This window comes from Ornithinibacillus halophilus (genome assembly GCF_900129485.1).
GTDB classification, from domain to species: Bacteria; Bacillota; Bacilli; order Bacillales; family Amphibacillaceae; genus Ornithinibacillus; species Ornithinibacillus halophilus.
Genome location: NZ_FQVW01000028.1, coordinates 1 through 12,807, shown reverse-complemented (window position 1 = coordinate 12,807; position 12,807 = coordinate 1). Strand labels below are relative to the sequence as shown.

Genomic DNA, 12,807 nt, shown 5'->3' with positions numbered 1-12,807 from the left:
GTTAATGAATCATGAAGATCGTATCAACGATAGAACAAGTTAAAAATCTAGTAAACCAGTGGAAAAGCGCAGGCCAGACGATTGGGTTTGTCCCCACAATGGGATTTTTACATGAAGGGCATGGTAGCCTTATTACTTCTGCACGACAGCAGAATGAGAAGGTAGTTGTCAGTATTTTTGTTAATCCATTACAGTTTGGGCCAACAGAAGATTATGATAGCTATCCACATGACATTGAGCGAGACCGTCAGATATGTGAAGAGCTTGGAGCAGATGTCATCTTCCATCCAACACCAGAAGAGATGTATCCGAAAGATTTTTATACTTACGTCGATATGTCTGGTTTAACGGAAGGACTTTGTGGAGACAGTCGACCAGGTCATTTTCGCGGTGTATGTACAGTAGTTAATAAGTTATTTAATATTGTACAACCGAACCGTGCTTACTTTGGTCAAAAGGATGCCCAACAATTAGCGATTATTAAACAAATGGCTACTGATTTGAATATGAATGTAGAGGTCATTGGCTGTCCGATTATCCGAGAAGAAGACGGGTTGGCAAAGAGCTCCCGAAATGCTTATCTATCATCCGAGGAACGAAAAGCAGCACAGATTGTAAGTAAAGCCATTTTTGCTGGAGAAGAATTGGTGAAGAGTGGTGAAATTGACGCAGAAAAAATCGTTACCACAATGAAAAATATAGTAGATTCAGAACCATTAGCTAAGGTGGAATATGTCAACGTAGTAGATGGTCTAACATTGAAACCAGTAGCAACGATTAAACCACAAACATTGGTTGCAATGGCTGTTCATATTGGAAAAACTAGATTAATTGATAACTTTATAGTGGAGTGATGGTTGTAGGAAGGGGATTTTCAACAGATGAGACTACAAATGTTAAAAAGTAAAATTCATCGTGCAACGGTGGTACAAGCTGAATTGGATTACGTAGGCAGTATTACGGTGGACGAGGATTTATTAGATGCCTCAGGTATTTTAGAATATGAAAAAGTACAGATTGTCGATATTAATAACGGTCAGCGTTTTGAAACCTATACGATTGCAGGTGAGCGTGGAAGTGGTATGATTTGTTTGAATGGAGCTGCCGCACGCTGTGTTAGTGTTAATGATAAAATAATAATCATGGCATATGCCGAAATGACACCAGAAGAAGCAAAAGAGCATAAACCTAAAGTCGTATTTGTTGATGACGGCAATCGGATTGCATCAGTTACCAATTATGAGAAGCATGGTAAGCTAATTGAATTGATATAAGGTAGAGGTACCTGGGACTGGTCAATGTCCCAGGTATTTAGCTTAAAATGTAGAAGATTTGAAGAAGTTCGTTTTTGTTCTAAATTCTAATGGTAATTTACTTTAGTCCACTTGCCGTACATATCTTCTTTCTTTTATTTTTGCTATGATTCTCTCCGTTAATTCTTTCGTTTGTTTAGGAATAACTGTTTTTAAAACAGGATTTACAATCGAACCTTTCATTCCCTTAGCAGCAATTTCCAAATTACTGGTCATCTTTGTGTGAGAATTAGGTAAAGCCTGTGCTTCAAAGGTACCCTTCCCATTAAATTTTTCATTTAAACCGGTTAAAATGAAGGAAACTTTCGTTGGCTCTTGCCATTCTGTAATATTGACTTTCATCTTGACCGTTTTTTGCAAAACCCCGATGTCCCCTTTTAACGTCCAAGTTGATTCTCGGTAACTATGTTCTTCATGTTTCTGGTATCCAGGTACTAAAGGTGCCCAATTCTTTGAATCACTAATAAAATCCCAAATTTGATGTATGGGAATATTCAGCTCCACTTGGTATGTCCCACGTGGCATGTGACCCCTCCTTTACATAGTGTTAAGTATATTAAATACAAAAGTAATTATTCACAACAAATGAAAAAAGTAGCAGGAATTTTACTTCGGGTGTCGAATTATATTAAACTATTAAAAAGGGGGAAATAATTATGTCAAACTCAATAAGCCTTGTTTTCGAGAATAATAGTCGTATTCAATCTAGTGAATCAGTAAAACAATTTGTGGATAAACAATCATCTTCATTCGTGGATGTATTCCTAAATGATGAACAGTTAGTAGTGATCAAAGATTCAGATGCACCGACATATGAAGATATTCGTATGACAGCAGGTTCGATTGCTCGTTCATTAAGTAAACAAAATCTACCAGAAGCCGTTCTATCAGGAGCTGCCTTGGTGAACCATTATTCTAATTTAGAAGCTGAGAAAGTTGTGACAGCATTTGTGGAAGGTTGGGAACTAGGTACATATACTTTCACAGAATATAAAACAAAGAAAGAAGGCTTTGCAACAAAATTCATTCTAAATGGGAAAGAATGGGATACATACGTAACACAAGGAAAAATTCGTGCAAGTGGAGTTGCCTTTTCACGTAATTTAATGAACGAAATTCCAAGCACATTGAATCCGGAAACATTCCCTGAAATTCTATCCAATGAATTTTCTGGAACGAATGTAGAAGTGAAAGTACACAATAAAGCTGCATTAGAAGAGATGGAAATGAATGGTGTTCTCACGGTTGGAAGGGGAAGTAAGTATGAACCATCCTTTGTTGAATTAACTTATAAGGGTGATTATTCCAAACCACTAGTAGCTCTAGTTGGAAAAGGTGTTACCTTTGATACAGGTGGAATTAGCTTGAAAAAAGGAAAAGACATTAGTAGCATGCGCATGGATATGGGGGGAGCAGCTGCTGTTTCTGGTGCTATGAAACTATTAGCTGATTCCAATGCAAACGTAAATGTAGTTGCATTAATACCTATCGTTGAGAACATGCCAGATAAACTTTCTGTATTACCTGGTGAAGTGATTCATTATAAAAATGGGCATACCGTTCAAGTTGGGAATACAGACGCAGAAGGTCGCCTAATATTAGCCGATGGATTAATAAGAGCAGGTGAATTAGGTGCTGAATATATAGTTGATATTGCAACATTAACAGGTGCCATTTTAAATGCCCTCGGTACAAAACTAGCAGGGGTCTTTGGTGATGAAGGATTAGCGCTTCAAATGAAGACGCTAGGAGATATCAATGGGGACTATAACTGGCCAATGCCACTCGTTGATGATTATGATAATTATTTAGCTAGTGATTTTGCAGACTTTAGTAATACAAGTTCGAAAGCACATGCAGGATCGATTACTGCTAGTCTCTTTTTAAGACGCTTTAAACCAGAAGATAGCAAGTGGCTCCACGTTGATATGGCAGGAGTAATGATGGGCCAAGAAAAAGGCTATTATTCAAAAGCGGCAACAGGTTTTGGAGCTAGATTGCTAGCCGATTTTACCGAATTAGTCTCTAAATAAGTGATTGTTACGTTTAAAAACCGGTCTTCATATGACCGGTTTTTTGTTTTACAGAACGTTTTCATATGTTCAAGAAGTTTTTGAAAGTGATGATTTAGATGGATGTCGAAATATGTCAATAGAATATCTAAAAATTTGAAATAAATAATAATTAATTGGTGTTCTATTATTTTTCTATTCTAAAGTAATAATATGGATATTGTTTTAGGGATTTTGCTCCTATAAATAAAGCCAAAAAAGGAAAAGGGGAATTGGGCTTAAATACCTATTCATGGTATATATTAACTATAGTGCATAGAGAGGAGGAGTAACCATGAAAGATAACGATCAAATAACTCTACAAGATTTAAGACGAAAGGTAGAGCAGCATGAAGAGACAATTGTTCAATTATTAGAAATCATTGCTGCAACGAATCGTCGTATTTCGGAGTTAACAAATAAATATTATGTTTGAGTCGGCTTTCATAGGATACTCCATTTTCTCTAAATCCCTCAAACCATCCTATCTTTAGTGCCCTCCATCTTCAAAGAAAAGAGTAGCCCATCCCCAGGACTACTCTTTCTTTCTTTTTTATTTAGATTCTTCAGGGTCATCTTTTTTGTCGGCTAGTTTTTTAAACTTCTTCGATACGCCTGTTAGTTTTTCGTGTAAATCCATAGACGGCTCGACACCTTCTATGTTCTTTTGGAAAGTACGGATCATAGCTACTGTAGCAACAGGGTCTACTAGTGCACGTTTAACAAAGGAAGTAATAATAAATGCCCCAACAACAGCAAAGAATCCAAAGACAGAGGCAGCTTCATTATTATCTGCAATCATATTTGCTAATCCCATTAGTGGAAATACAGAGACTAAAAATACAGTGAAACTTAGTACATAGATAAATACAACAACACCAATTGCAGTCATAATGATTTTTTTCCAACTTTGTGCATATAACACAACACCATCAGCAGCAGACTTCCAAACCGTTTCATCTTTTTCTTGTTTCTTACGAAGTAAAATATAACTTAAAATCGCTTCATCAATATAGTTTAGACTGACTGATAAAATTCGATTTATGATGGCTATGATATTTTGAGAACCCGGTACAAAACTAAAAAAGTTTCCTATTCGCATTAACCATCTTTGAATTTGTTTTACAGCTCCATACACCAATCGGTCTACTACAAAGCAAACATTAGCTGATCCAAAGTTTTCTTTCACCTGATCTTTTCCATATGCTAATTGACCTTTACCATCTGGTACTTTTCCATTAGCAAGTAGCTCAGTTATTACAGAAATGTGGCCCACTTTAACAATATACAATGCATACCTTTCGAAAAATTTGAGTCCACCAATAACTGAAAAGAAACTAATAATAATAATTAAAATGAAAAAGCCTGAACCAAATTCAAAGGTTTTAAATAAAAATAGACTAATCCCAATCACAATTCCTAGAAAAACAAAAGCAATGACAGCAAATAGTGCATATACTGCGAGTCGAGCAAAAATAAATGGTAATGTTTTTCTAACCAATCCAACAACAGACATTTCGTCTTCCCCCTTCCGTTATAGAACACAACTAGCCATTCTATAACTTCCAAAATGTTCTTATAAATGAACACTATGCAAGTGGAAGAGTTCACATGCAGGAAATAATGGTTTCTGTTATAAAAAGGACATGTTGGAACGTATAGATGGAATAGGGAGGGGATTCATGATGCAACAGAAGAAGATATTACTAGCAGTTGTTATCATTCTTGGGTTAGGCGTTCTAGTGTTTGTCCTTTTGAATCAGTCGGAGGACAGACAAGCGAAAAGTATAGTGGAGGAATTTTATCTTTATGAACAGGATGGAGCCTTTTCTGAGTCTTGGAAGCTATTTCATCCAAAAATGGAGGAAAAATTTAATAAAGGCCATTACATCCAAGATCGTGCTCATGTATTTATGAATCATTTTGGGGTAACGACATTTTCCTTTGAATTGGGATCAGTCAAAAAGGTGAAAGATTGGGTAATGGAAGAAGGAACGGAAGCAATAGGTGAAGCATTTGTCGTTCCTGTTTATAAAACATATAAAGGCAAGTATGGAAATTTTACGATCAGTCAAGATGTTTATGCAACTAAGGTTGATGGAGAGTGGAAAATCTTATGGGACTATAATAAGTAAAAGGCTACATTTCCTGATGTAAGGAAAGTTAGCCTTTGTTCTAAGGTAAGAAAGTATAAAATTTCAGTGATATCTAGTTCCGAGTGCTCTGCGCTTTTCTTAATTAGTTTTCTATTTCATTTATTGCTTTTTTAGCTAGTTGCGTGATGATCATATCATCCATTGGGGGATTATGGATTCCAGCCCGGACGTCACGGTAATACCGTTGGAGTGGATTTTTTTCTGAAAGACTTCTAGCTCCAACAATTCGCATTGCTAAATCAACTATTTTCACGGCTTGATTAACGATTGTATATTTTGCTGCTCCCAGTTCTGACTGCATTTTCTGTCTTGTTTCGTAGTCACTCTGGTCCCATTTGGCAGCGACACCATATAAGAATTGGTCATTTTGCATTGTTAGTAATTCCATTTCTCCAATTTTTTGCTGAACTGAAGGGATGGTGGAGATGGTTCCTTCCATACTGTTTGGGGAATACGTTGTTGCAAAATGAGTTGCATACTCTTTGGCTGCTTTTGCAATTCCGTTATAACAAGCTGGAATATGGAGTAACCAACCCGTTGCAGGGGCTTTTCCTCCTTGTAATTCTTCTAAAAAGTCATTTTCCTCTAGTTCTACTTGCTCCAACACTAGGTCATGACTTCCTGTTGCGCGCATCGCAATCGAATCCCACGTCTCTACAATCTTAACCCCTTTAAGGTTATGTTTAACGAGGAAATTTCCTACTTTATCCGTTCCTTCTATACTTGCTCGAACGATAATATAGTCTAATGTTGGTGCTAGGGTAGTAAAGGTTTTTCTTCCTGAGATTATCCATTTCCCATTTTCTTTTCTAGCTGTAGTTTCTGGCCTTCCACCACGGGTAGGACTCCCAGTTGCTGGTTCTGTAGCGGCAGCATTTATCAGGGATCCTTTTTCCATAATGTCCTGTACAAGTTTTCGGTATTGATCCTCTTTCCAACTATGATTTTCTCCTATATGTTTGACAAGTCCCATATGCCATCCAATCGCTAGTGCTGTCGAACCATCAGCTTTTGCTATTACTTCTTGGAACTGTAACAATTCACTTAAAGAAATTCCCAATCCTCCATATTGTTTTGGGATTGTGACAGCAGGGTAGCCTATTTCTTTTAAATCCTGAAAATTATCAAAAGGGAAGCTTATTTCTTTATCATGTTTATCTGCTCGTTCTAGAAAAGGTTTGACGACTTGTTTTAGTAAGTCTAACCGCTCCTCATGTGTACTCAATTCTAATAGTTTCATAGTTACCTCCTATACCTATAATTCCTATTAATTAAGTAGGGATTATATATATTATTTCATGTATTGATTTAATGTTCAATTCAGATGAGACAATCATGCATATATGAATTTGGATAGAAATATAATGTATAGAAAATTCTTACTATTAAAAGAAGCTTTTTAAGATCAAACTTATAAAAGGAGGGTAGTTGGTACGGTTAAGGATGAATATGGAGAGGGGTGTTTGGAAATGGAATATGGAATTCTTTCATTGTTACCACCAATCCTTGCCATTGTACTAGCTCTAGTCACTCGAAACGTAATACCTGCACTATTCGCTGGGGTTTGGTTAGGTGCTACGATGATTCATGATTTAAACCCGTTAATGGGAATCTATACTAGTTTCAGTGAGTTTATTTTGCCGAATTTAGGGGATGAATGGAGTGCGACTGTCCTCCTTTACTGTGGTTTGTTTGGTGTTTTAGTAGCGATCTTGCAAAAGACAGGTGGGGCGCATGCGATTGCACATGCCATTTCAAGAAAAGTAAAGTCAGACCGTGGAGCACAGGGATCTACCATGTTATTTGGTATTATTATTTTCTTCGAGGATTACTTCAATGCTTTAACGGTGGGTAGTGTGATGCGTTCGGTTACCGATAAAATGAGAGTTTCTAGAGAGAAGTTGGCTTATATAGTAGATTCGACTTCTGCACCGATGTGTTTATTGGCTCCAGTTTCTACTTGGGTAGTGTTTGTTATGGGTTTAATTGGAGCACAGTTTGTTGAATTAGGGATTTCAGGATCAGAATATGTAACGTATTTGGGAACGATTCCTTTTAACTTTTATTCCATTTTAGCTCTACTATTAGTTGCAATTGTTATTTATAAACGTTGGGATTATGGACCAATGGCAAAGGCAGAACATCGTGCTAGAACAACTGGAAAAGTAATGCGTGATGATGCTGAGCCTCCATCAGAAGATTCCATGACAGATGTGGAAATGGTAGAAGGACATACACCAAAAATGCGTAATTTGATTGTTCCACTAGTCGTGCTAATTGGATTAATTCCTCCTCTGTTCTTATGGACAGGTGGTTTCCCAGAGAATGATCTTGTCACAGCAGTTGGAGAATCCAATGGAGGGTTATCAATTTTGATAGCGGCATTTGCTGCCGTTATTGTTGGTTTAATTATGGGAATGAGTCAGAAGCTGTTCAATTTTAAAGAATCTATGCAGTTAATTGTATCTGGGTTTAAAAGTATGATGTTAGTTTATATTATTTTAACATTAGCATGGTCTATTGGAAGTGTGACTTCTGAACTTGGTACAGCAGCCTATATTGTTGGGATTGCAGAACAATTTACTTCTCCAGCAATTATTCCAGTATTAATTTTCATTGTAGCTGGAATTGTTGCTTACACAACTGGGACTTCTTATGGAACTTTCGCTATTATGATTCCAATTGCTATGCCACTTGCTGAAACAATGGATATTTCAATGCTTCTTGCGATTGCAGCAGTACTTAGTGGTGGAATTTTTGGGGATCACTGCTCACCAATTTCAGATACAACGATCCTCTCCTCAGCAGGGGCTGGAAGTGATCACGTGGATCACGTCAATACCCAAATGCCATTTGCAATAACAGCAGGCTTAAGTGGTATCGTATCCTTCTTAGTAGCTGGATTTACAGGTTCAGTAATACTATCGATCGTTGTCGGGGTTATTGTATTAATCTTGTTAGCATATGTATTTAAGCGAATATGGGGATTGAAGGAAACAAACGGAGATTATAAAGCAGCGTAGGAAAGAACAAACGCTTGGATTTTTTGCGAATCCAAGCGTTTGTTTGATTATGAAGGGAGTTTTTAGGACATCAGATGCGTTATTTTTGATAATTCCCTCTATATATTAATTTAGATGACAAATAGTACGCTATACAGCAGAGTTTATAAGAAACTACTCCTCTATTGGCCTAATAAAGGAAAAAATGTCCGTGAAAACCCACAAACTACTATTTTACCAACAATAACGGAATAAATGTCCCATCGCCATAGCCATCACCATCGCCACAACCGTCGCCACACAGTATTACAGCCACGAACTGAGAACTAACCCTCTCGACACCACTTAATATCTCCACCAATAATGGTCATTTCAATTTCTGTAGAAAAGAGTTCATCTGGGTCCTCCATTGTAAATGGATTTTTAGAGTAGACGGTCATGTCAGCTAGCTTCCCTCTTGAAATCGTACCTTTCAATAATTCTTCATTGGTAGCATAAGCTCCCATTTCTGTAAACAAACGAAACGCGTCATGCATGGAGAGTTTCTCATCGGGTCCCCATTCTCGGCTGTCTCCTGGTACTCTTCTAGTAACAGCGGCATGTATGCCAAGTAATGGATTGACAGGTTCAACGGGTGAATCAGATCCACCTGCACAAAGTACCCCTGCTTGTAATAAAGATTTCCATGCGTATGACAATTGGATACGCTCCTCTCCTAAGCGAACCTGTACCCATGGAAAGTCACTTGCTAAAAACCTAGGTTGAATATCAGCAATTCGGCTTGGAACGGCCAAACGCTGAATTAATTCAGGGCGTAAAACCTGTGTGTGAATGAGTCGGTCACGATAGGAAACGTGAGGGAATTGATCTAGTACATCCAACACATTTTCTAGCGCTTGATCTCCTATTGTATGTGCCGCAATTGGCATACCAAGCTTTCTTGACTCCCGAACGATATCATAAAGCTGTTCTTGTCCATACATCGCTTCTCCGTAATTCGTTGGATCGTCGGAATAAGCTTCCGATAATAAAGCTGTTCTTCTTCCAAAAGCACCATCTGCAAATATTTTTACGGCGCCAATTGCTAAAGTGTCATTCCCGAAACCTGCATACATTCCATTTCTACGTAAATCACCCAAGAAGTCATGATTAATAAGTAGATTTGTACGAAGCCCGAGATTTTCTTCGTTTAATAATTCATCATATAGTTGGTACGTTTGATCAAGTCCACCTAAGAAAAGCGTGTCATTCGTATGAACACTCGTTAAGCCGTTTTTTATCGAAAACTGGATGGCTTTTCTCATCGCTTTTTTTAATTCATCATACGTATGGTCAGGGATATGTGCTTTGAAAATCTCAGCAGCAGATTCTAAGACAAGTCCTGTGGGTTTCTTTGTTTGTTCGTCAAGTACAATTGAGCCGCCTTCAGGAATTGTCATGTCTGGATGATATTGACTAATTTCCAATGCCTTACTATTAACGACAGAAGCATGTGTACAAATCCTTGTTAATAGTAATGGATTTTGTGGTGAAACATAATCTAGTTCATTAATTGTAGGGATTTTCCCGTCAGTAAAGATGTTTTCATCCCAACCACTTCCCACTAGCCATTCGCCAGGTTGTAAGTCAGATGCTCTCTCTTTAATCTTTTCAAGCATAGACTGTTTGGTAGGTACACCGGTTAAGTCCAAGTTTATGAAGTTATAAGCGATCAAAGAAAGATGCAGGTGACTGTCCATAAGTCCAGGTGTCACTGTTTTTCCTTCTAAATCAATAACTTCATCTACTTGAGATTCCCACTGCAACATCATCTCATTTGTTGACCCCATATCAATGAAACGATTGTTGTCAATCACAACCGCCTGTACGATTGGTTTAGTTGGTTCAAATGTATAAATTTGCCCATTTTTATATATTCTCTTCATCATCGAATTCCCCTTATTGACTATCAGACTCTACTGTATTAGACCTCTTTTATGGCTTGTTTAAGGTCAATGAAATTGAGATAATCGTATCAGATAGTTTCCCACCATACAAGCAATTATCCCGATTTAAAAAGAGTATACCTAAGTATACATTACAAGTAAGTCTGTCTATGATACGATTTTTAAAAGCTTGAAAGAAATCTTTTCCTTTGGAAGTAAGGTAGCTTCATTAGTCATTGTTGAAGGAACATGGAGGGAATACGATGAATGAGAAAGTACGTGTAGAAAAAAGTGGAACCATCATTTTACCAAACCATGATCGATATGATGAAAAAAGGAAAGTCTGGAATGCTAGAATTGACCGAAGACCAGCAGTTATTTTTGAATGTAAAAGTGAAGCAGACGTAATCTCTGCAGTTAATTATGCGAGACAAGGAGATTTAGAGATTTCCATTCGTGGTGGTGGGCATCATATTGATGGTACAGCTGTTTGTGATGGTGGTGTCATGATCGATCTATCGAATATGAAAGACGTAAAGGTAGATGAAAATAGGAAGGTAGCAGTCGTTGAGGGTGGTGCCACATTAGCAGATGTAGATGCAGAAACGCAGAAATATGGTTTAGCAACCCCGACTGGAACTGTATCTGAAACGGGAATTGCTGGCCTTGCACTTGGTGGTGGTTTTGGCTATTTACGTGGGAAATACGGTTTAACGTGCGACAATATAGTAAGTGCTAGAATGGTAACAGCGGATGGAAAAGCAATAACAGTTAATAAAGACAATTACCCTGATCTATATTGGGCCATTTGTGGTGGTGGGGGTAATTTTGGGGTAGTTACTAGTTTTGAATTTCAGCTATATCCAGTAGGACCGAATGTATTAGGAATAGATGTAATGTATGATTACAGAGATTTAAAACAAATCTTGCATGGTCTAAAAGAGTATATGAAATCAGCTATTGATGAGATATCTGTTAATCTAGCAATTATGCAACTTCCACCGGCACCATTTTTGCCAGAAGCTCTTCATAATAAAAGAGTGGTTTCACTATCAGGAATGTATATCGGTGAACTGAATCGTGAAATAGAAGAAAATGTGATTGAACCTTTAGTGTCATTTGCCGAACCTATCATGGATCAAACTGGCATATTGCCTTATGTTGAACTACAGAAAAAATTAGATGCAATGATAGATGTTGCACCATTTGATGGAACTTCATTGTTTTTTGAAGACCTACCAGAGGATGCAATCTCTACACTCATGAATGCAATTGAAAATGCAGATTTACCAATGACGTTAGTTCAAATTTGGGCATTACATGGAAAAATGAATCGAATACCTGCAGATGAAAAAGCCTTTTCTATAAGAGATGCAGGTTATCTACTCCTTGTAGATGCTATCGTTCCAGAAGATAACCCACAAAAATGTAGGGATTGGGTGAACCAATTGCATAAAGACTTACTACCACACTCTTTGAGAGAATCAGCTTACGTCAACGGAGCTAGAATTGATGCGAACATTACGGAAAGTACGTACGGAAATAACTACGAGCTACTCGCAAAAATAAAAGGAAAATATGATCCGGATAATTTATTTTGTCATAACCATAATATAGCACCGAAAGAATAGGCAAAAAGGCTAGAGTATATTTACTAAACTCTAGCCTATCTTTCAAATTTGAGTCAGGAAAAGAAATTTTTTCTAATTTAAAAGCACTATTTTGATTTTTTTATCATATAAATTAAGCAAGACTCATGTCTTGTATTGTAGTGCAAATTTAATGAAGGAGGTGTAGGTTATATGGCAGATGAGAATGTAGTAGATGAAAAAGTGGAGGAACAGGAAGAGTCAGAGGAAATGTCTAAGGATGCAAGTGAGAATAAGGGGATGGCAATTCTAGCTTATATTGGTTTCTTATTTATCGTACCACTATTAGCAGCAAAAGAATCGGAGTTTGCGAAGTTCCACACAAATCAAGGAATTCTATTATTTATACTTGGTGTTGCTATTTCAATAGTAGGATCCATTATACCGTTTATCGGATGGTTGATTATTCTACCTTTTGGATACTTAGCGTGGTTGGTATTGGCAATTATGGGCATTATCAATGCAGCTAATGGAAAGAAAAAAGCATTACCATTAATTGGAGGAATCAACATTCTTTCGTAGTTGAAAAATGTAGTCATGGCAGGATATCATTGCGAGTTAAAGATACTATAGAGGAAGTCTAATTTTCAATGAATTATTCAATTCTGATGTAACTGCTTTGTTGATTTGCACTGCGGACAGTCGCTTTCCGCGGGCACGGCCTCAGCCAGGCGACTACTTGAATAAACTTCTTTGCTGCCTTGTACCGAG

Annotated in this window: 12 protein-coding genes; 8 read left to right on the top strand and 4 right to left on the bottom strand. The window is 37.4% G+C overall.

The genetic code is table 11. The annotated features are described in order from the left end of the window. Positions 1 to 11: 11 nt before the first annotated feature. Together panC and panD are read left to right on the top strand one after the other, a co-directional pair. A complete protein-coding gene (gene panC / locus BUB12_RS11430) occupies positions 12 to 854 on the top strand; it encodes a pantoate--beta-alanine ligase (protein ID WP_072891009.1) in 843 nt (280 codons plus the stop codon). Positions 855 to 893: 39 nt separating this feature from the next. Continuing rightward, entirely contained in the window at positions 894 to 1,274 is a 381-nt protein-coding gene (gene panD, locus BUB12_RS11425; RefSeq protein WP_456093737.1) for an aspartate 1-decarboxylase, read from the top strand. A gap of 102 nt (positions 1,275 to 1,376) precedes the next feature. Here the strand turns inward: panD and BUB12_RS11420 are convergent, their stop codons facing one another. Further along, positions 1,377 to 1,838, bottom strand: coding sequence for an SRPBCC family protein (locus BUB12_RS11420; RefSeq protein WP_072891005.1), 462 nt, complete (start codon positions 1,836 to 1,838; stop codon positions 1,377 to 1,379). Positions 1,839 to 1,969: 131 nt separating this feature from the next. Between BUB12_RS11420 and BUB12_RS11415 the strand changes: the two genes are divergently transcribed. Together BUB12_RS11415 and BUB12_RS17710 are read left to right on the top strand one after the other, a co-directional pair. Continuing rightward, a complete protein-coding gene (locus tag BUB12_RS11415) occupies positions 1,970 to 3,346 on the top strand; it encodes a leucyl aminopeptidase family protein (protein ID WP_072891004.1) in 1,377 nt (458 codons plus the stop codon). A 313-nt stretch (positions 3,347 to 3,659) separates the two neighbouring features. After that, complete coding sequence (locus BUB12_RS17710) at positions 3,660 to 3,800, top strand: hypothetical protein (RefSeq protein WP_159431575.1); 141 nt, start codon at positions 3,660 to 3,662, stop codon at positions 3,798 to 3,800. 117 nt (positions 3,801 to 3,917) lie between these two features. Here BUB12_RS17710 and BUB12_RS11410 read toward each other — a convergent pair whose 3' ends face one another. Next, positions 3,918 to 4,880: a hypothetical protein gene (locus BUB12_RS11410; protein WP_072891002.1), complete on the bottom strand. Its 963-nt coding sequence runs from the start codon at positions 4,878 to 4,880 to the stop codon at positions 3,918 to 3,920. 169 nt (positions 4,881 to 5,049) lie between these two features. Between BUB12_RS11410 and BUB12_RS11405 the strand changes: the two genes are divergently transcribed. Continuing rightward, entirely contained in the window at positions 5,050 to 5,499 is a 450-nt protein-coding gene (locus BUB12_RS11405; protein WP_072891062.1) for a hypothetical protein, read from the top strand. Positions 5,500 to 5,602: 103 nt separating this feature from the next. Here BUB12_RS11405 and BUB12_RS11400 read toward each other — a convergent pair whose 3' ends face one another. Next, the gene (locus tag BUB12_RS11400) at positions 5,603 to 6,760 is read right to left on the bottom strand and encodes an acyl-CoA dehydrogenase family protein (protein WP_072891000.1); all 1,158 of its coding nucleotides are present in this window, start codon (positions 6,758 to 6,760) and stop codon (positions 5,603 to 5,605) included. Positions 6,761 to 6,989: 229 nt separating this feature from the next. Between BUB12_RS11400 and BUB12_RS11395 the strand changes: the two genes are divergently transcribed. Further along, positions 6,990 to 8,543, top strand: a complete 1,554-nt coding sequence (locus BUB12_RS11395) for a Na+/H+ antiporter NhaC family protein (protein ID WP_072890998.1) — start codon at positions 6,990 to 6,992, stop codon at positions 8,541 to 8,543. A 305-nt stretch (positions 8,544 to 8,848) separates the two neighbouring features. Here BUB12_RS11395 and BUB12_RS11390 read toward each other — a convergent pair whose 3' ends face one another. Then, the gene (locus tag BUB12_RS11390) at positions 8,849 to 10,447 is read right to left on the bottom strand and encodes an amidohydrolase (protein ID WP_084063314.1); all 1,599 of its coding nucleotides are present in this window, start codon (positions 10,445 to 10,447) and stop codon (positions 8,849 to 8,851) included. Between the two features lie 263 nt (positions 10,448 to 10,710). On the opposite strand from BUB12_RS11390, the gene BUB12_RS11385 reads away from it, so the two are divergent. Further along, positions 10,711 to 12,078, top strand: coding sequence for an FAD-binding oxidoreductase (locus BUB12_RS11385; RefSeq protein WP_072890995.1), 1,368 nt, complete (start codon positions 10,711 to 10,713; stop codon positions 12,076 to 12,078). Between the two features lie 171 nt (positions 12,079 to 12,249). After that, positions 12,250 to 12,618, top strand: coding sequence for a DUF4870 domain-containing protein (locus BUB12_RS11380; protein ID WP_234982682.1), 369 nt, complete (start codon positions 12,250 to 12,252; stop codon positions 12,616 to 12,618). Positions 12,619 to 12,807: the final 189 nt, after the last annotated feature.